The sequence below is a fragment of the Desulfotomaculum sp. OF05-3 genome (assembly GCF_003435535.1).
GTDB lineage: Bacteria > Bacillota > Clostridia > Lachnospirales > Lachnospiraceae > Pilosibacter > Pilosibacter fragilis.
In genome coordinates this window covers 46,522-70,658 of the sequence record NZ_QWGO01000003.1, presented here as the reverse complement: position 1 = coordinate 70,658, position 24,137 = coordinate 46,522, and the positions used below count along the sequence as shown (strand labels likewise).

22 protein-coding genes are annotated in these 24,137 nt (G+C 47.5%); 7 read left to right on the top strand and 15 right to left on the bottom strand.

Annotation, left to right across the window (positions count from 1 at the left end; genetic code table 11):
* Window positions 1-67 precede the first annotated feature (67 nt).
* Window positions 68-2,644: a preprotein translocase subunit SecA gene (secA, locus tag DXA87_RS02885; RefSeq protein ID WP_021905488.1), complete on the bottom strand. Its 2,577-nt coding sequence runs from the start codon at window positions 2,642-2,644 to the stop codon at window positions 68-70.
* A 316-nt stretch (window positions 2,645-2,960) separates the two neighbouring features.
* On the bottom strand, window positions 2,961-3,233 hold the full coding sequence (locus tag DXA87_RS02880) for a hypothetical protein (protein ID WP_147326507.1): 273 nt from the start codon (window positions 3,231-3,233) through the stop codon (window positions 2,961-2,963).
* Window positions 3,234-3,587: 354 nt separating this feature from the next.
* On the opposite strand from DXA87_RS02880, the gene raiA reads away from it, so the two are divergent.
* Window positions 3,588-4,115 (top strand): ribosome-associated translation inhibitor RaiA, encoded by a 528-nt coding sequence (gene raiA, locus DXA87_RS02875; protein ID WP_015553800.1) that lies wholly within the window; start codon window positions 3,588-3,590, stop codon window positions 4,113-4,115.
* Between the two features lie 173 nt (window positions 4,116-4,288).
* Here the strand turns inward: raiA and sdaAA are convergent, their stop codons facing one another.
* From sdaAA to trxB, 7 genes are all read right to left on the bottom strand, one after another.
* Window positions 4,289-5,173, bottom strand: a complete 885-nt coding sequence (sdaAA, locus tag DXA87_RS02870) for an L-serine ammonia-lyase, iron-sulfur-dependent, subunit alpha (RefSeq protein ID WP_117503186.1) — start codon at window positions 5,171-5,173, stop codon at window positions 4,289-4,291.
* A gap of 14 nt (window positions 5,174-5,187) precedes the next feature.
* A complete protein-coding gene (sdaAB, locus tag DXA87_RS02865) occupies window positions 5,188-5,865 on the bottom strand; it encodes an L-serine ammonia-lyase, iron-sulfur-dependent subunit beta (RefSeq protein WP_015553802.1) in 678 nt (225 codons plus the stop codon).
* Window positions 5,866-6,245: 380 nt separating this feature from the next.
* Complete coding sequence (locus DXA87_RS02860) at window positions 6,246-7,250, bottom strand: tyrosine-type recombinase/integrase (RefSeq protein ID WP_348982195.1); 1,005 nt, start codon at window positions 7,248-7,250, stop codon at window positions 6,246-6,248.
* Between the two features lie 104 nt (window positions 7,251-7,354).
* Window positions 7,355-7,537, bottom strand: coding sequence for a hypothetical protein (locus DXA87_RS18095; protein ID WP_199537896.1), 183 nt, complete (start codon window positions 7,535-7,537; stop codon window positions 7,355-7,357).
* A 132-nt stretch (window positions 7,538-7,669) separates the two neighbouring features.
* The gene (locus tag DXA87_RS02855) at window positions 7,670-9,154 is read right to left on the bottom strand and encodes an RNA-binding domain-containing protein (protein WP_117503185.1); all 1,485 of its coding nucleotides are present in this window, start codon (window positions 9,152-9,154) and stop codon (window positions 7,670-7,672) included.
* A 459-nt stretch (window positions 9,155-9,613) separates the two neighbouring features.
* Window positions 9,614-10,936, bottom strand: coding sequence for a C40 family peptidase (locus DXA87_RS02850; RefSeq protein ID WP_117503184.1), 1,323 nt, complete (start codon window positions 10,934-10,936; stop codon window positions 9,614-9,616).
* Window positions 10,937-11,005: 69 nt separating this feature from the next.
* Window positions 11,006-11,986: a thioredoxin-disulfide reductase gene (gene trxB / locus DXA87_RS02845; RefSeq protein WP_015553807.1), complete on the bottom strand. Its 981-nt coding sequence runs from the start codon at window positions 11,984-11,986 to the stop codon at window positions 11,006-11,008.
* A 436-nt stretch (window positions 11,987-12,422) separates the two neighbouring features.
* Between trxB and DXA87_RS02840 the strand changes: the two genes are divergently transcribed.
* Together DXA87_RS02840 and DXA87_RS02835 are read left to right on the top strand one after the other, a co-directional pair.
* Window positions 12,423-12,746, top strand: a complete 324-nt coding sequence (locus tag DXA87_RS02840) for an RraA family protein (RefSeq protein WP_147326506.1) — start codon at window positions 12,423-12,425, stop codon at window positions 12,744-12,746.
* 403 nt (window positions 12,747-13,149) lie between these two features.
* On the top strand, window positions 13,150-13,881 hold the full coding sequence (locus DXA87_RS02835; protein WP_117503183.1) for an SDR family oxidoreductase: 732 nt from the start codon (window positions 13,150-13,152) through the stop codon (window positions 13,879-13,881).
* Window positions 13,882-13,904: 23 nt separating this feature from the next.
* On the opposite strand, the gene DXA87_RS02830 is transcribed toward DXA87_RS02835, so the two are convergent.
* Window positions 13,905-14,705, bottom strand: coding sequence for an IclR family transcriptional regulator (locus DXA87_RS02830; protein WP_117470166.1), 801 nt, complete (start codon window positions 14,703-14,705; stop codon window positions 13,905-13,907).
* A gap of 173 nt (window positions 14,706-14,878) precedes the next feature.
* On the opposite strand from DXA87_RS02830, the gene DXA87_RS02825 reads away from it, so the two are divergent.
* The 4 genes from DXA87_RS02825 to DXA87_RS02810 all read left to right on the top strand — a co-directional run bounded on the left by DXA87_RS02825 (window position 14,879) and on the right by DXA87_RS02810 (window position 18,804).
* Window positions 14,879-16,120 (top strand): Nramp family divalent metal transporter, encoded by a 1,242-nt coding sequence (locus tag DXA87_RS02825; RefSeq protein ID WP_015553811.1) that lies wholly within the window; start codon window positions 14,879-14,881, stop codon window positions 16,118-16,120.
* 39 nt (window positions 16,121-16,159) lie between these two features.
* Window positions 16,160-17,092, top strand: a complete 933-nt coding sequence (glsA, locus tag DXA87_RS02820) for a glutaminase A (RefSeq protein WP_117470165.1) — start codon at window positions 16,160-16,162, stop codon at window positions 17,090-17,092.
* A gap of 118 nt (window positions 17,093-17,210) precedes the next feature.
* Window positions 17,211-18,203, top strand: coding sequence for an agmatinase family protein (locus DXA87_RS02815; protein ID WP_117503182.1), 993 nt, complete (start codon window positions 17,211-17,213; stop codon window positions 18,201-18,203).
* Between the two features lie 130 nt (window positions 18,204-18,333).
* Window positions 18,334-18,804 carry an L-2-amino-thiazoline-4-carboxylic acid hydrolase gene (locus DXA87_RS02810; RefSeq protein WP_117503181.1) on the top strand — a complete coding sequence of 157 codons (471 nt, stop codon included), beginning with the start codon at window positions 18,334-18,336 and terminating at the stop codon, window positions 18,802-18,804.
* 256 nt (window positions 18,805-19,060) lie between these two features.
* Here the strand turns inward: DXA87_RS02810 and tsaB are convergent, their stop codons facing one another.
* From tsaB to DXA87_RS02785, 5 genes are all read right to left on the bottom strand, one after another.
* The gene (tsaB, locus tag DXA87_RS02805; RefSeq protein WP_117503180.1) at window positions 19,061-19,774 is read right to left on the bottom strand and encodes a tRNA (adenosine(37)-N6)-threonylcarbamoyltransferase complex dimerization subunit type 1 TsaB; all 714 of its coding nucleotides are present in this window, start codon (window positions 19,772-19,774) and stop codon (window positions 19,061-19,063) included.
* Window positions 19,775-20,200 (bottom strand): tRNA (adenosine(37)-N6)-threonylcarbamoyltransferase complex ATPase subunit type 1 TsaE, encoded by a 426-nt coding sequence (tsaE, locus tag DXA87_RS02800; RefSeq protein ID WP_015553816.1) that lies wholly within the window; start codon window positions 20,198-20,200, stop codon window positions 19,775-19,777.
* The gene (locus tag DXA87_RS02795; RefSeq protein ID WP_117503179.1) at window positions 20,197-20,691 is read right to left on the bottom strand and encodes a YcxB family protein; all 495 of its coding nucleotides are present in this window, start codon (window positions 20,689-20,691) and stop codon (window positions 20,197-20,199) included. Before DXA87_RS02795 ends, tsaE begins: the two co-directional genes overlap by 4 nt.
* Window positions 20,688-21,878: a MalY/PatB family protein gene (locus tag DXA87_RS02790; RefSeq protein ID WP_117503178.1), complete on the bottom strand. Its 1,191-nt coding sequence runs from the start codon at window positions 21,876-21,878 to the stop codon at window positions 20,688-20,690. The genes DXA87_RS02795 and DXA87_RS02790 overlap by 4 nt, the downstream gene beginning before the upstream one ends.
* Window positions 21,879-21,974: 96 nt before the next feature.
* Entirely contained in the window at window positions 21,975-24,125 is a 2,151-nt protein-coding gene (locus DXA87_RS02785) for a Tex family protein (RefSeq protein WP_117503177.1), read from the bottom strand.
* Between the last annotated feature and the right edge of the window lie 12 nt (window positions 24,126-24,137).

Sequence of the window (24,137 nt, the reverse complement as noted above, 5' to 3'; positions counted from 1 at the left end):
TGATTTAACAAGGTCAGCGCAGAGGTTCCGCGCTGACCATCATTTCATAAAACAATTGGTATTGATCCTATGCTAACGGTTTTCTTCCGCAGCACTGTTTATATTTCTTGCCGGATCCGCACGGACACGGATCATTCGGGTAGATTTTCTGTGTCTGACGTCTCTGCGGAGCTCTCGCCGCGGAATCGTCACGGTTTGTACCTGTAACCTTGGCAGCCGGCTCTCTCTCCACCTTCTCCTCTACACGGATATGGCAAAGAATACGGATCGTATCTTCACGGATCGCCGCTGTCATATCATCGAACATCTCGTAAGCGTTCATCTTGTACTCAACCAGCGGATCACGGTTGCCGTATGCCTGTAAACCGATACCTTCGCGGAGCTGATCCATATCGTCGATATGGGACATCCACTTATTGTCGATCACCTTTAAGAGTACGACACGCTCGATCTCGCGCACCTGCTCTGCATCCGGGAATTCTGCCTCCTTGGATTCGTAGAACTTCGTTGCCAGTTCTTTTAACATGTGCTTGAATTCGTCCTTGCTCATCTTGCTGATCTCGTCAGTCAGCTCGATCGGCTTTAACGGAATGATCGGAAGAAGAAGATCATTTAATTCCTTGAAGCCCCAGTTCTCCGGAGTCTGCTCGTCACTGACGGACATATCCACAGCGCCCTCAACGATATCGTTGAGCATCTTCATGATCAGCTCACGCATGTTCTCACCGTCGAGTACCTGACGGCGCTCAGCATATACGACCTCACGTTGCTCGTTGTTGACCTCATCGTACTTTAAGAGGTTCTCACGGATACCATAGTTGTTCGTCTCGATCTTCTGCTGTGCTTTTTCGATCGCGGAAGATAACATCTTGTGCTCGATCTGCTCGTTCTCCGGAACGCCGAGGGCATTGAACATGCTCATTAACTTGTCGGAACCGAAGAGGCGCATCAGATCGTCCTCAAGGGAGATATAGAAGCGGGACTCACCCGGATCGCCCTGACGTCCTGCACGTCCGCGGAGCTGATTATCGATACGTCTGGACTCATGACGCTCTGTACCAATGATCTTTAAGCCGCCGAGAGCCTTTGACTCGTCGTCAAGCTTGATATCGGTACCACGGCCTGCCATGTTCGTCGCGATAGTCACCGCGCCGTGAATACCGGCCTGAGCTACGATCTCAGCCTCCAGCTCATGGTACTTTGCGTTTAAGACTTTATGCGGAACCCCGCGCTTCTTTAACATCTGGCTTAACATCTCAGATGTCTCGATGGTGATCGTACCGACGAGGACCGGCTGTCCTTTCTCGTGGGCCTTTACGATCTCCTCAACAACTGCATGGAATTTCTCTTTCTTTGTCTTATATACCGCGTCATTTAAGTCTTTACGGATAACCGGACGGTTTGTCGGGATCACGATAACGTCCATACCGTAGATATTGCGGAACTCTTTCTCCTCCGTCTGGGCTGTACCGGTCATACCGCCTTTTTTCGCATACTTATTAAAGAAGTTCTGGAATGTGATCGTCGCGAGGGTTCTGGACTCTCTCTTAACGTTTACATGCTCCTTCGCCTCAATGGCCTGATGGAGACCATCGGAGTAACGGCGGCCCGGCATGATACGTCCTGTGAACTCATCAACGATCAGGACCTCGTCGTCCTTGACCACATAGTCCTTATCGCGGAACATGAGGTTGTGGGCGCGGAGTGCAAGGATGATATTGTGCTGGATCTCCAGATTTTCCGCATCCGCAAGGTTGTCGATATGGAAGAATGCCTCGACCTTCTTAACACCCTGTTCTGTCAGGTTTACGACTTTCTCTTTCTCATTTACGATGAAATCGCCGGTCTCGGTGATCTCCTCGCCCATGATGGCGTTGAGCTTGTTAAACTCGCCGGATTCCTCACCGCGGACTAACTGCTTTGCGAGAACATCACAAACCTCATAGAGCTTTGTGGATTTTCCACTCTGTCCGGAAATGATAAGCGGGGTTCTCGCCTCATCGATCAATACGGAGTCCACCTCATCGATGATACAGTAGTCGAGATCACGGAGTACCATCTGCTCTTTGTAGATCGCCATATTGTCACGAAGGTAATCGAAACCGAGCTCGTTGTTTGTAACATAAGTGATGTCACACTGGTAAGCGGCTTTTCTCTCCTCGGAGGTCATGGAGTTTAATACCACGCCGACCTTTAAGCCGAGGAACTCATGAACCTGTCCCATCCACTCAGCATCACGTTTTGCCAGATAGTCGTTGACGGTTACGATCTGAACACCTTTTCCAGCCAGGGCATTTAAGTATGCCGGACAGGTGGAAACAAGAGTTTTACCTTCACCTGTCTTCATCTCAGCGATACGTCCCTGGTGAAGGACGATACCACCGATGAGCTGTACCGGGTAGTGCTCCATCTTTAAAACTCTCTTGGCCGCCTCTCTGACGGTTGCGAATGCCTCCGGCAGAAGATCGTCCAGGGTCTCCCCCTGTGCGAGGCGCTCTTTGAATTTTCTTGTCTGATCCTTTAATTCTTCATCAGACATCGCCTGCATCGTCGGACGCATTTTTTCGATCTTATCGATGATCGGGTAAATATACTTTAATTCCCGGTCACTGTGCGTACCAAATACTTTTTCAACAAAATTCATTCTGCTTGTTCTCCTACATAAATAAATATACACATGCAGCGATACCCTTTTATCCATCTCGCGGGAGTTATCCACGGATACACGGTCTTTCAAACGCCGGAGCCGGATTTTATCCACATGACGCATGGTTCATCTCACATCAGGCCACTGCATACAAGTTTCTATATCTGAATCGTTTTTGATGTCCGCTGCTCCGTCCTGCGGGATTTTACCGCATAACCGCATACGTCTGCATCGTACAATCCTTAATATTTTAACACCTTCCGGGTTTTTATTCAATGACTTCATGTAATTTTAACATTTCGTACATAAATCCTTATCTCCGCCTGCGCAATTCCCGATAAAACTCCCTGCTACATCTTCTCGCCGCCGCATCGTCCATCTGCGCCGCATCCCTGCTGTTTTTTCTAAAACCGTTTTGACAATTTTTCGACAATTCAATTTTTTCCTCTTCGACATCTCCCTGACTCCTTCCCCCGGCTTCTCCCTCACTTCTGTCTATTTTTCTCTCTTCCTGCCGCTTTTCCCCTTTAAATGTACAACTTGCACAAACCATACATTCGATTGGCTGGTTATCCACTTTATCCACACTCATCCACCGAAATTATGTGGAAAGTTGTCCACCTCGAAAAATGCCGATTTCACGCCATTTCGCAGTTATACACCAAGTTATCCACATTATCCACAAGTTTTTTCCTCCCCATCGGTGGATTTTACGGTTCCTTAATATTTGTTTTATTTTTGTGAACATCTTATAAAATTTACATTTCCGACAACTTTTTTGCCCAATCCCATTGACAAACCGGGAAGGCTTCATATAGTTTTTGAGCTTTTATACACCTTTTTTTACCTTTTTAAATTTTCTCATTTTTTATGTATTTTGGTTGTCTTTTACAGAATTTTGTGCTATACTTAAGTCATCCCAAACAAAGGAGTTGATTTTATGCGTTACACGATCAGCGGAAAAAATATCAACATTACACCAGGCTTAAAAGATGCCGTGGAAAGTAAATTAGGAAAACTGGAGCGCTATTTTTCTCCTGATACTGAAGTACAGGTTACATTGAGCGTAGAGAAAGGACGTCAGAAAATAGAGGTTACGATTCCTGTTAAAGGCAGCATTATCCGAGCTGAGCAGGATTCCAGCGATATGTATGTATCTGTTGATCTCGTTGAAGAAATTATCGAGCGTCAGATCAAGAAATATAAGACAAAGATCGTTGACAAAAAGCAGAACGCCTTAGCATTTAACGAAGCCTTCCTTCAGGAAGAATCCGAGCCGGAGGAGACCGTTAATATCGTAAAGACAAAACGTTTCGCAATGAAACCGATGGATGCCGAGGAGGCTTGCGTACAGATGGAACTCTTAGGACACAACTTCTTTATGTTCCTCAACGCTGATACAAACGAAGTCAATGTAGTTTATAAGAGAAAAGGAAACTCTTACGGACTCATTGAACCGGAGTTCTAAAGAATCCTGAAACTTAATAAGAATGAATAGCCGGGCGGCAGCGTTGATGTGGGAAACCGCACAGTGACTGAAATGCCAGGCAGCAAAAATACAGGCGGTACTTGATTTTAGATTAAGTACCGCCTGTTTATTATGTTTAGATGCCCTTTATCAGTTGCCAACTATTCTTTTCTTCATTTTTGAGTTTCCTTTGCACATGCCGCGCAAGCCTCACATGCGCTCTTTGCGACCGCCATACCGCCCATGGAAGTCTCCCTGAGTTCTGACGGAATCGACCGTCCCACCGCATACATGACACCGATGGTCTCGTCAATCGGGGTGATGCTCTTGATTCCCGCCATAGAAAGTTCCGCGGAGATCAGGGCATTTGACGCCCCCATGGCATTCCGGTTCTGACATGGATTTTCCACAAGTCCGCCGACGGGATCACAAACAAGTCCCAGAATATTCACGATCGCGAAGGATGCCGCGTCGAGACACTGCGCCGGTGTTCCGCCGAAAAGCTCCACAGCCGCTGACGCTGCCATGGCACTGGCCGCTCCCACCTCCGCCTGACATCCGCCCTCTGCTCCGGCTGTCGTGGCATTTCTCGTAATGAGGTATCCCACTGCCGCCGCGTTAAATAACGCCTGGCAGATCTCCTCATCCGTAAATCCGTAGTTTTCCTGCAGGGAACAGCAGACTCCCGGAATTACACCAGAAGAGCCAGCCGTCGGTGCCGCAACGATGAGTCCCATGGACGCGTTGACCTCGAGAACGCCCACCGCATAGGCGATCGCCTTTGAAACCACATCCCCACAGAGATTCTTCTTATTTTCCCTCAGCGTGTGGAGCTTTCTGCTCTCCCCGCCGATCATGCCGCCCATGCTGACAATATTTTCCTTTAACGGCTTCTTCGCCGACGCCTGCATGATGGACCATGCTTTCTTCATTTTCGCCCTTGTCTTCTCCGGATCCTGCTCCAGAAACGTGGTTTCCCGCTCGAACATGGCCTCAGAGATCTTTTTATTTTCCTTTTCGCAGTACTCTAAAAGTTCTGCACCATTTATAAAATTCATCGTTTCTCCCCCCATCAGTCCAGATTGATCGCCGGAACCAAAAGAACGTTTTTCACAGCCTCAAACCCCCGCAGCGCGTTAATCACCTGGCTGGAGACCATAGTATCCACCTCGATGATCGCGTAGGCCATCTTGCCCTTGCTCTCGCGGTAAAGGCGCAGGGAACCGATATTTAAGTCGTAAGCGCTCAAAACGGCCGTCACGAACGCCAGCGTACCCTTTTTGTCGATGTGCTGGACAACAATGGTGCTGTAATTTCCGGTAAGATCAACATCGACGCCGTTTAACCGCGTGATGACCGCATTTCCGCCGCCAATGGACTTTCCGCGCAGGGACATCTCATTTCCATTTTCGTCCTTTACATAAATGTCCACCGTATTCGGATAGATCTCCTTATCTGTGAAGTTTTCCTCGAAGGTAAAGTCAAGTCCTGCCTCTTTCGCGTGCTCAAAGGAATCGCGGATCCTTTCATCATCCGGGTGATATCCAAGGATTCCGCCGACTAATGCACGGTCTGTTCCGTGTCCATGGTAGGTACGGGCGAAGGATCCGTAGAGCACAAAGCGCACCGCCGCCGGCTTCTCCACCATTTTTCCGGCAATAAAAGCGATCCTCAGTGCCCCAGCCGTGTGGGAGCTTGATGGTCCGATCATGTTCGGCCCCAGAATGTCGAACGTTCCGATCTCATTCATACGTGTTTCCTCACTTTTACATATTGTATTTTGTTGTTCCGCATGTCTGCGCACCTGCCGCGCTGACCATAAAAACATAAGCTGAATGGCAAAAATTCCTATCTAAAATGAATTTTTACATACCACTTTAAAGGCTCTGAGAAGTTATATCTTCTGCCTTCATATTTTGGATTTGTATCCGGCATTTTCCCGGAACCCGCATAAATGCTTGCGAAGCGCGTATTTAAGCCATTTTTCGCATATGCAGTAACTTCTCATATCGTGGCATAAAGTGGCATATTTTGAAAAATTTTGTCGTAAATCTGTCGTAAAAAATCCATCATTTCTGACTATGAAAGTCTCAGTTTTCCTTCCAGATTTGCAAAAGAATTTTTCATTTTCTATGCCGTTGCTTCCGCATAGATATTCATCGTGGTCGAGATATCCGAATGCCCCATGATTTCCTGAATGACTTTCAGATTGGTTTCATTTTCGCAGAAGCGGGTACAGAACGTGTGCCTCAGATTGTGAACTGAAAAATCCCGAATCAGCAGTGGCTCCCGTTTTTCCTTTTCAGCCAGTTTCACTTCATCCCGATTGTGATCTCTTATAATCCGTTTAATTGCACGATTTATAGTCATCGGGTTATGAAGATTCTGCTCCCTGTTCAGAAAAACAAAATTGGAATATCCATCTATCGTCGGAGATTTCAGCTTGAACCGTTTCTGATTCTCACGTTCCTGAAGCAACGCTTCCCTCACCTCTGACAGCATCGGAACTACACGATTGCCAGCGTTCGTTTTGGGCGTTGTAAGACGGAACCGCCAACCATCGTAGTCACGGAAACGGTAAATAACATTATGGTTGATGAAAATCTCATTATTCTCAAAATCACAATCATTCCATCGGAGACCAATCGTTTCACCAATCCTACATCCTGTTCCAAGCAGAAATGTAAACAGTGGCATCCAGTGGCTATAAATCGGCGAGGTTGAAACAAACTGAACAAATGCTGCCTGTTCTGCCTCTGTCAGTGCATGCCTTTGTGGCTTCTCCCAACAATGGCTTTTCTTGATATCACCCATAAGCCCGTCTGATGGATTACAGCGAATATAACCATCTCTCACCGCCAGTGTAAATGTCGGATGCAGCAATGAATGGATAATCTCCAGGCTGTTCGGTTTAAAACTCAGGTCATTGATCAGGTAATTATAAAATTCCCGAATATCAGAATACTTAATCAAGTTGATTTTCCGCATTCCAAATTTCATACGTACGAACTTATCGTACATATACTTATAATTCGATCTGGTGGATTCTTTCAGTTCCGTCTTGCCACTGAAATAGATATCAAAAACATCATTTAAAAGGATGTTCTGATTTACAAAAAGGATTCCATCCTCCACGTTTTTCTCGGCCTGTTTCCGCTTCTCCCGAAGTTCCTTTAACGTTCCAGCATACACACTATGCCTGCGGCCATCTGCACCTTTATATTCGTAGCTGCCATCATCTAATGTAAACTGCAGCAGCTTCTTGGATTTTTCACTGCAACACAGTCTTTTACTTTTACCACTCTCATATCTGATTTGCAGAATGTATCAAAATCGATATCTGCTGCATCATAAGGCTCTACTACAACCTTTTCTGCATCTTCTGTGGAAGTCTCAGCGGTTACTTCCTCTTTCTCTGCCATTTTATCCATTTCCGTTGGCTTTGTCTCCTTTTCTCGTCTTCTCAAACAATATTTTACACTAAGGCGGTATGATCGTAAACAAGTTCGATTGATCCTGTGAATTTTGAATTTTTCGTTACAACAATAAGCATACTATGATTCATCGTGTAGCAACCATGTACCCTTTTTGGAAGGACCTACATGTTCCACCAAACCATCTTTCTTCATTTTATTGATATGATACCTGACTCCGGCCACTGATAATCGCATCTGATCTGCGATTTTCTTCACAGTAATCGTTGGCTGTTCTCGCATGATTTCCAGAATCCTGGTTGCGGTTTCCGCATTAGCTTTTTGTTTTTTAATGTTAGTATTGGTTTTTGTGTTAGTGTTAGTGACTTTTTCTGTGTCAGTTTTTATGTTAGTGTTAGTGACTTTTTTTGTGTTAGTCTTTATGTCCGTATCTCTTTTCCGATACATGTTTACCCTAAAATCCCCATCAAAATCAATCAGTTCTGGTTCAAGCAAACCATATTCCGCACAGGCCTCAAACAATCTCGGTATTCCGGTTCCCCATTTCTCAATAATTTTCATATAGGCAAAGGCTCTTGCAATTGCAGGATTTCTCGGTTTTGAATACCCCACCATCATTTTAGAAATGGTGACATTATTTAGGAGCATCCCAGGCGAAGTTACTTCCAGTCTATCATCAAACAATGCCACCTGAATACTCCCCTGTTCGAGATAGCTACGATGTGCTACAGCATTTGCAATAATCTCGCGAATGCTGTCTGTTGGCAATTCATACACATCCTGTCTGTACATACCCTTTATCGTCATTCCCATATTGATTTTTTCAAGGACATACCGATATGCAGCTTCCATCTGTTCCTGAATGGGACCCTCAAATTCTCTCCTGTCAACAAAATACGCACGGTTTGTTCCTTTAAACACACCACACTGGATAGTAGGCTGCTGTGGCATTCTTCCAGTTAAAAGAGCATATGCATTTGTGGGATATATACCACCTTCAGACTCCTTCAGTACACCCCAGGAAATCAATGTGTTCTTGGTTACCTCTTTTATCTTCGCCTTCTCACTATCCTGCCATGTGTTGGCAAGAGCAGTTTCTTTCATACTTTTGCAAAGTTCATTGATGTCACTATCTGAAACCGTCATGTTCTGGCATATTTCACTATCAAAGTGGCGATTCTGCCCTTCTAAAATCAGTTCCTTTAGCATATACCCTTCCACATGTCTGGTTGTGCCAGATACTCTTACATAAGTACCATCAATCATCCCCTGTGATTTTATATAATATGGACGCTGTGCACCTGGTAAAATTTCTACAACAATCACCGTTTTATCTTTAACTGTCTGTAAAGCCACATCCGGTCTGATGGCTGGTTCACACGCATCAGAAATTGCGTTGGTAATGGCATCCATGGTTTTATAAATATTTTCCGTATTCATTCCCACAATTTCTAATGTCTTATCGTCTACTCCGAAAACAATCTTGCCACCTTTACCATTGGCAAAAGCCACCACTGTTTTCATATATTTTTCGCTCTTATCAGGTACCGTCACCTTATACTCGATATTCTTTGATTCGCCAGAAAACAGCATGTTTTCTTTCATAGCAATTACCTCTTAGAGTTCTATGTTTACAATGCTTCTCATCAATTCTATCCTTAATCAGTTTATTTATTCTTTATCATCTTTTCTGCATCTTCTCTTCTAATACAATAATATATATAATATACAGGGGGTGGTAATCATACCTTAGCCAAGCGCTTCCCAGGTTTTTCAATATCCTTTTTTATACTTTTGTCGTAAATCTGTCGTAAATGACCAATTTTTCATCATCGAAACACCCTGCAAAGTCTTATTTTAAGCTATTCTAACTTATCAACAGACTTCATTGTCGGGATTTTTACACACTGCACTATTTCTTATTATACACAATAAGGAGCTGTTTTTCCACAGCTCCTTATTTTTTCTTTATGATCTTTTCTTTTATCTTTTGCCCAGTTATCCTGAAGATCAATGGACATCTGCTGCTGGAACAGATTGCTGCATAATAAATTCCTGCAGCTCTTAATCTAAGAAGGTAACCGCTTTCGCCGGAGTACGGTAGTACGCCGTAGAAATAATAATGCCGGTCTTTGATGTGCTGGCGTGGATGATCTTTCCGTCGCCGATGTAGAGGGCAACGTGGTTGATCGTCTTTCCGCTTGCGTAGAATAACAGGTCGCCCGGCTGGATCTGGTCGAGGGAGATTTCCTTGCCGTTTGCCGCCTGGTCTCTTGAGGTACGTCCGGTCGTCACACCGAAATGCTCAAAGATACGCATCGTAAATCCGGAGCAGTCAGCTCCGTTCGTTAAGCTTGTCCCACCGTATACATACGGATTGCCAAGGAACTGTTTCGCATATGCAACGATCGCGGTGCGGACTGCGGAATTGTAGACTGCGCTTCCCGGACCGTTCTGGGTACTCTGATATGAGCCGGAGGTTCCTGTGCTGCTGCCGGTGGAAGTTCCGCTTCCGCCGGGTCCTGCGGTACTGCCGGTATCCTGATTTCCGGTATTCTGGCTTGTGCCGGTCTGGGTGCTCTGGCTGCCCTGACTATTCTGTTCTTTCGTCGTTCCGTTATCCGCGTTCGGATTCTGGGCAATCATTCCGATCGTGGAGGACGGGGTGTCCTTATTTGCAGACGCAGTCTCCTGTCCTGCTTCTTTCTTTAACGCTTCGACCTTCGCGATAGCGTCCTCCGCCTCTTTCCTGATCCTTGCGTCCTCTTCCGCTTTCTGGCGCTCTTCCTCGACGCTCACGGCCTGCTTGAACTCCACGCGCTGGGTGACATAATCTTTATGTACATATCCGCTCAGGGATTCATCGACCTGGATCTCGATGAAGTCTCCCTCTTCCTTCACTTCCAGGTACTCAGCGTCCTTGGAAAGTGTGGTGAGGATCGCGCTGTCGGTACTCGGCTGCTCGCGGAGTCTTAAGCTGTCAGCGCTTACCGTCACATAAACCGTACCTATATCTTTCGCGATCCTCTCCGCATCAGCGCCGGTAATAAAGTATTCGGATTTTATGTAACCGGTCACGGTACCGGACTTGATCTGATACCAGGTTCCGCCTTCTCCGTCCACTGTAGCTAAGATCGTTGCTGCGCAGTTGTTGTAGATCTTGCCGACGATACTGCTGGAGGTATTCGCCTCGGAACGGATATTTACATAGTTGCTGACGCGGGAGATTGCCACGTTGTCATAAGCCGACTGTTTATTTCCGACGGTGGTAAGTCCCGTTCTCTCACTCACCTGCACCGAAAGGGTTTCCGCCGCATAAGCGATCTGCGGCATCATGAGCGCCACGCTCAGACCGCAGACCGCGATAATTCTTCCTGCTCTGTTCATAGATCGTTTTTTCTCCTGTCTATCTGCTGCCGCTGCCGTATCATACGGAATTTTCAGTTCAGAAAATTCCTACTCTATACCATACAGGTACTGTTCTACAGACGCAACGCAATTTGCCCCGTCTGCCACTGCCGTAACGACCTGGCGGAGCGCCTTTGTACGGACGTCTCCTGCCGCGAAGATTCCCGGAACATTCGTCTTTCCGTCCTCCCCGGCCGCAATATATCCTGCCGGATCCATATCTACGGATCCCTTAAATTCTTCACTGTTCGGGGTGATTCCCACTGCGACGAACACGCCGTCCACAGCCAGATCTCTCTTTTCCCCGGTCTTTTTATTGAGAAGCTTCAGTGTCTCCACTTTTTCCGTTCCACAGATCTCCTCCGGCACAGTATCCCAGAGAATTTCCACGTTTGGAAGCTCCATTAGGCGCTTCTGCAGGCTTTTCGCTCCACGGAATTCGTCTCTCCTGTGGATCACATAGACCTTCTCACAGAGTCTCGCAAGGAAGATCGCGTCCTCAAGGGCAACATCCCCGCCTCCGACCACCGCCGTTATCTTTTTCCGGAAGAACGCGCCGTCGCAGGTCGCACAGTAGGAAACGCCTTTTCCCGTAAGCTCTGCCTCCCCCGGGATGCCAAGCTTTCTGTGGTGGGCACCGGAAGCGATAATGACCGCTTTCGCGAGTCTCGTCTCCTTTTTTCCCACTACCTGACGGATCACAGGCGGGTGTCCCGCTCCCGCTTCTGCCGCCTCTAAGACTTCGTTCTCATCCGCAAGGTCCGCGGTCTCAATTTTTAAGACCGTATCCTTCGCAAACTCCACGCCCAGCTTATCGGCATGCTCCCGGAATTTCATTCCCAGATCGAAGCCGCCGATCCCCGGAAGTCCCGCATAGTTGTCTACCTCATATGTTGTAAGCACCTGTCCGCCGCTCATCATCTCTCTTTCAATCACGAGGGTCTTTAACTCCGCACGTTTTGCGTAGATCGCAGCCCCGAGTCCCGCCGGACCGGAACCGATAATGATCAAGTCATAGATCTGTTCCATGATGCCTCCAATCTCAGTATTTACACCTGTTTCCTATCGTCTTCTGTCCGCACCACGCGGTCAGTCAGCACACAATGCGGCTTCTATAGTATAGCACCATACATATCTATTATACAATCAATTTTCCCGGAATTTAAGTGGCATTCCTGTGGCAAAATTTACCATTAATATGATGTGAGAAAACGCAGACATGCAAGTGAGTATGACCGCATTTTCCTTAAGGGCGTTACCGATAAATTTCAGGAATTGACCTTCATAATATTTTGGCATAGTGAATTGTCCTGAATTTATAAAACTATTGATGTCTTTCTGTTATAATTAAGATACTGTCAGCAAATCAAATGATAGCTGCATGGGAAGAGCCCCATTCGTTTCCTGCAATTTTTTTGAAAAGAGAATCGCAGCTGCACATATATATCAGGCTGCGGTACACATTATGATTTTCAACAAAGAAGAAAGAACCTACTGGATCGAAAGCTACAAGAACTTCCCAACCTCAAACATCTCCGACGCAATGGATAACCTCGGTCTCCGCTCCGGAGTCGTCCTTGGACTCCACCCGTTAGATGTTTACCAGCCGCGTACCGCAGGCTTCGCGAAGACACTCCGCCAGATGCGCAGAAAAACCGCTTTCGACGGGAAATCTCTGACAAAACAGGCTTCCATTATCGACAGCCAGACGGAGTACGGTGACCTTCTCGTCATTGAGGCCAATATCCGCGGCGGAATGAGCTTAAATGAGGCAAGACTGCAGAAATAACCATATCGAAGCCGAAAGCCATGACTGCATTGATCCTGATGCGATCATGGCTCTCTTATTTACGCGAACAACGAGCCAAAGTCCATGCGCTGCCCGGACTGCAGTGGATTTTTCCGGAATCCTATTGTAATTCCGGTGTTATTCCCTTAAAATATGCATATCTGCCGTTTTCATCAATCCTCGGAATTCTTATAGTCCGATCATTTCCGGCAGCTGTGATCTCATCAAAAAGCAACGTAACTATTCAGTACCTTCATAGTTACGTGCAAAAATCCATTCCAGATCAGCTTCGCTGATGGGATTTTTGCCTTCCAGCCTATGTTTTCTTACGGTCAGCGCAGCAAGTGCGCAGACCTACTGAACAGTTACAAAGCAACAAAGTTTTATACGCAAATAGGAGTTCATTATGAAAAAAACAGTTCTCGTCACCGGCTCATCCCGCGGGATCGGACGGGCGGTGGCTTTAAAATTTGCTTCCTGTGGATACCGGATCGTGATCAACTGTGCCCGAAGCACAGATCGGTTGGAAGAAGTGAAAAAAGAAGTTGAGGCGCTGGGCGCAGAGTGTCTGGCGGTACAGGCGGATGTCGGAAATTCGAATGACTGCCAGCGTCTTTTTAAGGAAATCGAGTCCCACTTCGGCCATGTGGATGTCCTCGTAAACAACGCCGGAATCTCCATCATCGGCCTTTTACAGGATCTAAGTTTCGAGGACTGGAACCGAATCCTCTCCGCGAACCTGTCCTCTGTCTTCCACTGCACGAAGCTGGCGATTCCGGGAATGATCCACAACCACAGCGGAAAAATCATCAATATCTCCTCCGTCTGGGGTGTCTGCGGTGCCTCCTGCGAAGCGGCCTACTCTGCCACAAAAGGCGGCGTCAACGGTCTCACCATGGCCCTCGCCAAGGAACTCGCCCCCTCCGGCATCCAGGTGAACGCCATCGCCTGCGGGGCCATTGATACGGAGATGAACGGATTTTTATCTGAGGAGGAGCATGAGATGCTCTTAGACGAGATTCCCGCCGGCCGCATGGGAAAGCCGGAGGAAGTCGCAGACCTCGTCATGAAACTCGTAGAAGCACCGGATTACCTGACCGGTCAGATCATAAAAATGGATGGTGGCTGGATCTGATCCGGCCACCATTTCTTTCTGCTTTAAAAACGCAGACAATCCTGCAGATAACGCGCATGCGCCTGAAGCGCAGCAATAATCTCCTGTCTTCTCTTCTTTATCATCGGACTCATTCCCGTCAGGCTCACACTTCCAAACAATTCATTATGATATCGGTTAAAGATCGGCACTGACAGCGCTGATACTCCGGTAAAAAGAGCGTCGTATTCTTCTGAATATCCATTTTTACGGATCCGGTATAACTCCACGTCAAAATTCTTCTGCTTATCCTCGAAAGACTTCTGGAACGGTGTCATCGGCATCCTTTCCAGATATTCCGCTCTTTCTTTTTCCGATAAATATGCCAACAGAATCTTTCCGCTTGCAGAATCATACAGAGATATCTGTGGTGACACACGCTGGACAATAAAAGGGCAGTTTGTCGGTTCAGTTGTGTCAATCACTCTCAATTGCTTTTCTTCCATTGCAAACATGGTTCCGTTTAACTGGAACTGATTACTTAACGCCAGCAGTCTGTCATGACCCCGGTCAATGCACATGCTCTGGCGCGTCCCGGCAGCGAGACAGGCTTTGTTAAACAGCGCCGCCCCCAGCATGTACTGCCCATTTCCATTCTGGCTGATATATCCATTCTGGTAAAGCGTACTCAGGATTCCATGGACTGTGCCTTTGTTCAAATTGAGCTGATTGCTGATCTGTCCCAGCGTCAGGGCAGAATTTGTCATCGTAAAGCAGTTCAGTATGTTGATCGCACGCTGAACCGATTGGATCTGACGTTCCGTAGCCTTTGTATTCTTTTCCGTAACATTTTTCGATTCATCCAATGGCAAAATACCTCCTCCTGTCAAACAGAGTTTGATATTATCAAAAGCAAGTTGACAATTATTGTCATTTTATCATTCCTATGCTATATTGTCAACACAGTTACAAAAGTTCCATTTTTTCGGCCGAATAACTAGAACATTCATATCGATCAACTAAAAAAGGAGAAAAAAGCATGGTGAATTCCAATAATGTCACTCGTAAATTTACTATGAAAGAAAAACTTGCTTCCCTTGGACCCGGCTTCGTGATCGTGGGATCATTCATCGGTCCCGGAACCGTAACAAGCTGTACACTGGCAGGTGCAACTTACGGTTTCACACTTTTCTGGTGTGTTGTCTTTTCCGTTATCGCAGTTATCGTCATGCAGGGTATGGCGGCAAGGATCGGTATCATCACTCAGGAAGGTCTCGCAGAAAACATGAAGCATGACTTTGCAGACCGTCCGCTTCTTCGAAACATTTTATGTGGCCTTGTCATCATCGCGATCACCATCGGCGGACTCGCATATATGGGCGGTGACCTTACCGGAACGGCAATGGGAGCCAGCGCACTGACCGGTGTTCCGACAAGAATCATGGCTCCGATCTTAGGAGTTATCGTTCTGATCGTTCTCCTCTTTGTCGGTGATGCCGTTAAATATCTGGAAAAGCTTTTAAGTGTATGTGTCACCTTAATGGCAATCGTCTTTCTTATGACAATGCTCATTGTTCGCCCCGATTTTGGCGAACTGCTCCGCGGCTGCATCCCGACAGTCCCGAAGGGCGGACTGATGACATGTCTTTCCCTCATCGGAACGACCGTTGTTCCGTACAACATGTTCCTGCATGCTGCAAGTGCCCAGAGAACATGGCATACAAAGGAAGAACTTCCGCTCTGTATGTTTGGCACAACCGTACCGATGATCATCGGCGGTGTTATCACCGGTTCCATTATGATCACATCCGCAGTGGTTATGCGCGGCATGAGCGTTAACAACGCAATGGATATGGCTGTACAGCTTGAAGGTACACTCGGACGTTTCGCTCAGCCTTTCATGGCATTAGGACTTCTCTCCGCAGGTATTTCCAGTGCGCTCTGCTCTCCGATCAGTGTCTCTTACGTATTAGCCGGACTTTTTGACTGGAAGACAGACGGCTCCGATAAACGTTTCTTAGGAACAAGCGCAATCATTCTGATCGTCGGAATTATTATTTCCGCAATTGGCACCAACCCGTTAGCACTGATCATGACTGCTCAGGCTGTAAATGGAATCGCACTCCCGGTCGTTGTAGGTGTTACTCTTTACCTTGCAAGCCGTCAGAGAATTATGGGTGAATATAAGAACTCCATGCTTCAGAACATTATTGGTCTGATGATCTTTGCGATCTCCCTGATCCTTGGTATTTCAAGTTTTATTGGTGTTTTTGCCGGTTAAAGCATTAACACATACATGCACATGAGAAGAGGTGAATATATGCTGGAGGAAGTTGCGAAAGATGCCTGGGAGTATGGGCGAAAATTTCTGCTGCAGGGAAAAGTCGCAGATTATATCCCTGAGCTTGGGAAAGCAAATCCAGTACATTTTGGACTATGTATTAAAACAGAAGATGGTCGTCATATCGAATTTGGCGATTCCGAATGCCGTTTTACTATACAGAGTATCTGTAAAATTGTTTCCCTCGCAGCAGCACTGCAATACATCGGTGAAGAAAAGGTCTTTAAGAATGTGATGATGGAACCGTCCGGGGATGCGTTCAATTCAATTTTAAAGCTTGACACAGCGAGCAACCGCCCGTTCAATCCAATGATCAATGCTGGGGCCATTGAAGTTGTAAGTCTTCTGGCAGGGCGTTTCTCTTTCGAGAAGATGCTGGAATTTATCCGCACCTTATGTAATGACAATGAAATCGTTCTGGATGAATCCGTCTACCGCTCCGAAAAAGCGACCGGCGACAGGAATCGGGCGATCGGATATCTGTTAAAGAGCAAGGGCGTGTTAAAGGGGGATGTTCTCCAGACTCTGGATCTCTACTTTAAGCTTTGTTCCTTAAGTGTAAATGCCAGATCATTATCCGAATTAGGTCTTCTTCTTGCAAACGGAGGTATTTCCACCACTACCGGAAAACGCCTTCTCGACAAAAAAGTCGTCCGAACATTAAAAACCCTTATGCTGACCTGCGGCATGTACGACCGTTCCGGGGAATTTGCCGTTCGTGTGGGAATCCCATCCAAAAGCGGTGTCGGCGGCGGAATCCTGTCCTGTGTGGGAGGCCGTATGGGAATTGGAATCTATGGACCGGCACTTGACGAAAAAGGCAACAGCATCGGCGGCGGATATACACTGGAATATCTCTCTGAACATTTGAATCTTCACATCCTTGATTCCGCCGATGCAAAAGAAGCATAAAATTAAGTCTTTTAATGCGACATATACAGTTTTCATGTAACTGTTGACTGCTTCATAACCATAAGTAAAAAATGGCCCTCGACAATGGGGCAATTGAGCAAAGAAAGGAAATGACATTATGAAAAACAGCAAACCAACGATTTATGATCCGGCGTTTTTACCCAACAACATTTACAGCGGAGTTCCGTCCTGGCTGAATCTTCCGGTTCTTGAAAATGAAAGTGAACTTTCCTCCATGGATGCCGTTGTCACCGGTGTTCCGTGGGAAGGCGGATGCACGATCGGCGGATACTCTTCCTGCACAGAAGGACCGAAAGCAATCCGTTCTGTATCGATCCGCTATACCGGCTATCTTCCGGACTTTGACCTTGATGCATTCGATTACTTAAAAGTCGGTGATTTCGGCGATGTCGCATGCAGAAACGGTGATTATCCGCTTACCTTTGAAGCGATCAGAGAGAGGATCGGCCAGATTGAAGATGCCCACGCACTCCCGATCACATTCGGTGGTGACCATGGAATCGCTTATCCGATCATCAGTGAGATTGCAAAACGTCATCCAAAGCGGGTCGGCGTTCTCCATATTGATGCCCATCTTGACAATTACTCCAACTTTGGTGATGATGAATATGCCCGCTGCTCTCCGTTCTATCAGCTTTACAATGATCCGAATATGGATTCCACAAAGATCGTTCACATCGGTATCCGCGGACCGCGTAACCATAAAGAGGAATTTGCAAATGCAAAAAAATATGGTGCAACTGTGATTCTCGCAAGAGAGATCAAAGAGAATGGCTGGAAAGAATCCATCCGAAAAGCAATTGAGATCGCCTCAAAAGATACCGATCTGATGTATATCACTGTTTGTTCCGACTGCCTTGACGCAGCGAGCATGCCGCAGGGACCGCAGGATATGTGCGGATTAACATCTTATGAATTGTGCATGATGCTTCACGAGGCCGGACTCGCAGGTGCAAAGGGCATGGATTTCGTGGAGATCTATCCAGATACTCTGAGCTACCAGACCGCCGCACACGATGCATGCTGGGCAACTCTCTATTACCTGAATGGACTTGCAGAGAGAAAGAAAAACGAGGGCGAACAGAAATAACTTCTGAAAGACGCAGCAGTTCAGCCAATCCGTGGTCGGACTGCTGCTTTTTTATAAAAAGAATCAAAAAATCAATTTTCTTACCGGTCTGTAGCAGCCGGGACTTTGTACACATGAAGGAGGAAACCACATGAAGACAATTTACGATGTACCGATCATTTTGAGAAGAGAAATTGAAGCGCTTATGGTCAAGCCATTTATCGACGCGTTTGAAAAGGAACTCGGACACGAAAAAACATATGAGATCGTAAAAAAAGTCATCTTCGACATCGCCTTTAAAGAAGGTCAGGAATATGCGGCGCTCTTCGGAAGAAATGACCTGCAGGCAATCCGTATGCAGATGGAACCCTGGTCATCGAACGGTGCCTTAAACCTTGCATGGAGTGGAGACGGAAAAAAACATCTTTGTGAAGATGTTCTGGAATGTCAGTATGTTGCCATGTATGAACGTATCGGGATGAAGGATCTCGGAGCTGTCTTATCCTGCGGACGCGATGAACCGTTTTATAAAGGCATGAATTCCAAGATCAAAATGACAAGAACAAGAACTCTGATGGAGGACGGTAAATGCTGTGATTTTGTATTTGATCTGGAGGAATAGCTGTGGACGTTCTGAAATTCGTAAAAGCGAAAAATGACTATCTCGGCAAGATCGAGGGCGGTGGACTTTCTTGAAAATTCAAATAACGAATGACATCATATTCCCCTATATCCCCCATTCCTTGCTGGGGAAATTTTCAGAATTCCATGACAGTTAAAAAGTGGGACTACTCACCGACGCTTTGCTCGCCGGACAGCAATCCCACTTTTTATTTATTGATTTCTCTGTATATGATTTTTATTATTTTTGCGAAATATCAGGCGTTCTTTTCCTTCTCTTCTCTCTCCTCGCGCTCCCGCTCCGCCTGGGACTTTCTCAGGTAGTCCGGCTTATGCTCCATGGCAGTCTCCATCTTTCCCTCCGCAAAATAGACAGCACCGAGAGCGGCCACAGATGCGGCTCTCTGGCGGTTTACATGCGCCGGGGCAAGATCATAAGGCACGGTCATCTTCTCCGCGATCTGCTTCTCGTAGACCGGCACACCGTCACCTAAGAAGATCACGCGCTCGCCCATCGCGTTCAGTTTTTCGATCAGCTCACCCATATCCATCGCATCCTGATCCATCACGGTCTCAAATTTCTTCTCAAAGCGATAGATTCCCGTGTAGACCTGGTTTCTTCTCGCATCCATGATCGGACAGATCAGTCCGGATGCACCGAACAGGTTGTACGCTGTCGCGTCAAGCGTCGGAACATGGATCAGCGGCTTATTTAATGCCAGTCCAAGTCCCTTCGCCGTCGCAGACCCGATTCTGAGGCCCGTAAAGGATCCCGGACCGCCGGATACTGCGATGGCGTCGATCGTATTCAGATCGATCCCCACAAGTTTTACCATCTCATCGATCATCGGCAGCAGGGTCTGCGAATGGGTCATCTTAAAATCCACCGTATATTCCGCCATCGTGATCCCGTCCTCATAGATGGCCGCCGATGCCACCAGTGAGGAACTTTCAATTCCTAAAATCCGCATCTATTTTTCCTCCACCGTGATCTTTCTGTAATCGAAGCCCTTTTCCAGGTTCTTCTCGATGGTGACAGTCTTCACATGCTCCGGCAGGATCTCCTCGATCATGTTGGACCACTCAATAAGAGTCACGCCTTCCCCGTAAAAGCAGTCTTCATATCCGACTTCATCCATCTCGCTGATGTCACCGATCCGGTACACATCAAAATGGTACAACGGCATTCTTCCGCTGTCATACTGCTGGACGATCGTGAAGGTAGGGCTGTTTACCGGCTCCGTGATCCCGAGTCCCTCAGCAAAGCCCTTCGTAAAAACTGTTTTTCCGACGCCGAGATCGCCGTTCAGGCAGATCACTTCGCCTGGCTTTGCCTGTTCCCCAAGCATTTTTCCAAAGGCGAAGGTCTCCTCCGGTGCGTTTGTTTCTTTTATCATGCCTTTAATCCTTTCGTCTTCTTCGGCGGAAGATTCCGCTTGCAGAAATCGACAAACTCCTGTTGTCTCCCTTCAATAGACCGGAATGGCACAAGATATCCGTTTGTCGGTCCGACCTTGATAATATACATGTTCGGGATCCGAACGACTTTCCAGATCTGATCCCATTTCAATTCTCCGGTCACACCGGCCTGTTCGACCCCGATCTGCTCATCCGAAACGTCAAGATTGATCGGCGTTGAGTATCCGGTCGTTTTCGCATGCGCCTTTGCCTTCATCCAGATCATGATCGGCTGGACAAACACAAAAAGGATGATACAGCCCAAAAGCATGACTCTCTGCATCACTGCCACTGAGCTCCATGCGTATCCGAGAATCCCGATGACCAGGATCAGGAACACGAATGTAAAGATCCCGGCAAATCCCGAATACGCGCTGTACATGGAGAAATCAAAAATATCTCTCGCTGTCATTTTCACCTGAATTTTCATACCAGTTTTTCCTCTTCAAATGCCGTCCGGATCCGGTTCATACACTCCTCGATGACGCTGCGCGGGGAAGCGACGTTGATGCGCTCAAATCCGCGTCCCTCCTCACCGAAGATATATCCCTCATCCAGAGCGACCTTTGCTTTCTTCTGCATCAGTTCTTCCAGTTTTTTCTCATCCCGGTCAACGTACCCGTTGAGATCAATCCACGCGAGGTAGGTTCCCTCTGCCTTGACGAGATGAGCCTTCGGAAGATATTTCTTTAAATATTCGTCGATATACGCGAAGTTTCCATCCAGATAGTCCTTCAGCTGCTCCAGCCACTCTTCCCCTTCTGTGTAGGCCGCGATCATCGCCGTCATGCCCAGAGCGGAAGCACCGTCCATGGACAGGCTGCCATTTACATAGTCTTTCCACTTTTTCTGAAGCTCTTTATTGTGGATCACGATGTTGGAGGTCTTCATTCCGGCAAGGTTGAAGGTCTTGCTCGGTGCCGTGCAGACAACGATATGGTCCGCATACTCCGGAGCTACATTCATGATCGGTGTGAAGGTCACGCCGCGGCGGATCAGATCACAGTGGATCTCATCGCAGATGATCCATTTGTCATATTTTTTACAGATCTCAACCGTCTTTTTAAGCTCATCTTCTGTCCAGACACGGCCTGTCGGGTTATGCGGGCTGCACACCACGAGAACCTTGTTTGCCGGGTCCGCCATCTTCTTATCGAGATCCTCAAAGTCGATCCGGTAAGCACCGTTCTCATAGATCAGGGCATTGTCCACCGGAATGCGGCCGTTGCTGTTGGCCTTATTCGTAAATGGATAGTAGATCGGGCGCTGGAGAACGATCCCGTCCCCCCGCTCCGTGAGGAGGTTGATGAGCGCTGCATAGGCAGCCACAACGCCCGGACAGAAGAACAGGTTCTCTCTGCTCTCATCCCAGCCATAGCGCTTCTTCATCCAGCCTGTCACAGCGTCCATGCACTCGTCCGCATCGTACATGGTATAGCCAAAGATCTTCCGGTCGATCCGCTCATGGAGAGCCTTTAAGATCGGTTCTGCGCAGGCAAAGTCCATATCTGCCACCCAGAGGGCAAGAGAATCCTTGTCCGCTCCCTTCGGCAGGCGCTCAACCTTCACTGCATAGGTTCCCTTACGGTCGATCACTTCATCAAAATTATACTTCATGACTGACTCCTCCATTTCTTCGGCTCGCCGGAATATTCTCCGTCTGGCCCGTGTATTCCGTCAACTAAACGTTCCTTCGTATCGATAGTTTAAAATTTATTCCTCATCCAATATCATAGATAAGGAAATCCTCTTCTTCGCCATATCCACTCCAAGGACCTTCACCTCAACGATATCCCCAACGCTGACAGCCTCAAGCGGATGCTTGATATACTTCCTGGACATCTGGGAAATATGCACCAGACCGTCCTGATGGACACCGATATCTACGAAAGCGCCAAAATCGATGACATTTCTGACGGTTCCCTTTAAGATCATTCCCGGCTTTAAGTCCTTCATATCAAGGACATCGGTCCTTAAGATCGGCTTCTGCATCTCCTCACGCGGATCCCTCGCCGGTTTTTCCAGCTCTTTTACGATATCCTTTAAGGTCTCCTCACCGACTTCAAGCTCCGCGGAAAGTTTCTTGTAATCTGTGATCTTTTTGCTGATTCCGGCCACGCCGCCCTTCGCGATCTCCTCCGGTTCGATCTTTGCACGCTTTAATAACTCCAGCGCTGCCTTATAAGACTCCGGATGTACGGAGGTTCCGTCAAGCGGATTGTCCCCGCCTGCGATTCTCATAAATCCGGCACACTGCTCAAATGCCTTCGGGCCAAGCTTTGCGACCTTTAAGAGCTGGCGGCGGTTCGTAAACGCGCCGTTCTCCTCACGGTATGCGACGATGTTCTTCGCAATCACCTTGGAGATACCGGAAATATACTCTAAAAGAGATGCGGACGCCGTATTTAAGTCGACACCCACCTTATTTACGCAGTCCTCAACAACGTTTCCAAGAGCCTCGCTCAGATGTTTCTGGTTCATATCATGCTGATACTGGCCGACACCGATGGACTTCGGATCGATCTTTACGAGCTCCGCAAGCGGGTCCTGGAGACGTCGTGCGATGGAGACGGCACTTCTCTGTCCCACGTCGAATTTCGGGAATTCCTCTGTGGCAAGCTTACTGGCGGAATATACGGAAGCTCCCGCCTCATTTACGATCACGTACTGGACGTGTTCCGGGATCTCCTTGATAAACTCCGCGATGATCTGCTCGGACTCTCTGGAAGCCGTTCCATTTCCGACGGAGATCAGGGAGATATTGTATTTCTCGATGAGCTTCTTTAAGGTCTTCTTCGCGTCCTCCACCTTGTTCTGCGGTGCGGTCGGGTAAATGACCACGGTATCCAGGACTTTTCCTGTGGCGTCAACGACTGCTAACTTACAGCCGGTACGGAACGCCGGATCCCATCCCAATACCACGCGGCCTGCGATCGGAGGCTGCATGAGAAGCTGCTCTAAGTTCTTTCCGAAGATCTTGATGGCACCGTCCTCCGCCTTCTCGGTCATGAGATTTCTCACTTCACGCTCGATAGCCGGGGCAATGAGACGGTTGTAGCTGTCTGCGATCACTTCCTGTAAGACCGGAGTTGTCACCGGGTTCTCTCTTGTGATGACCATCTTATTTAAGTAGCGTAAGATCTTCTCCTCCGGAGCCGCGATCTTTACAGTCAGGATCTTTTCCTTCTCACCGCGGTTTAAGGCGAGAATCCTGTGTCCAGCGCACTTTCTTACAAGCTCCTCGTGATGATAGTACATCTCGTAAACGGACTCTGTCTTCTCGTCCTTCGCCGCGGAGACGATAGAACCTTCCTCTTTTGTCACATTGCGGATGTATGCACGGTATTTTGCCACCTCGGAGATGCGCTCTGCAAGGATATCCTTTGCGCCGTCAATGGCCTCTTTCGCGTTTGCAACGCCTTTCTCCTCGGAGACATACTGGGCAGCCAGTGTCTCCATCGGTTCTTTTGTCATCTGCAGCAGGATCGTATCAGCCAGCGGCTCCAGACCTCTCTCCTTCGCCATGCTGGCTCTTGTCTTTCTCTTCGGGCGGAACGGCAGGTATAAGTCCTCCACCGCCACCATAGTCTCGGCTTCCTCGATCTTCTTCTTTAAATCAGCCGTCAGTTTTCCCTGATCCTCGATCGATGCGAGAATCTGAGTCTTGCGGTCTTCAAGACCTCTCAGATATTTTAATCGTTCATCCAGGTTTCTTAATACCTCATCGTTTAAGGAACCGGTTACTTCCTTCCGGTATCTGGCAATAAACGGAATCGTGTTTCCCTCGTCAATGAGCTTCACAGCCGCCTCGACCTGGCTCATTTTCACTCCCAATTCCGCAGTCAGTACGCCTAAAATGTCCATGTTCTTTCTCCT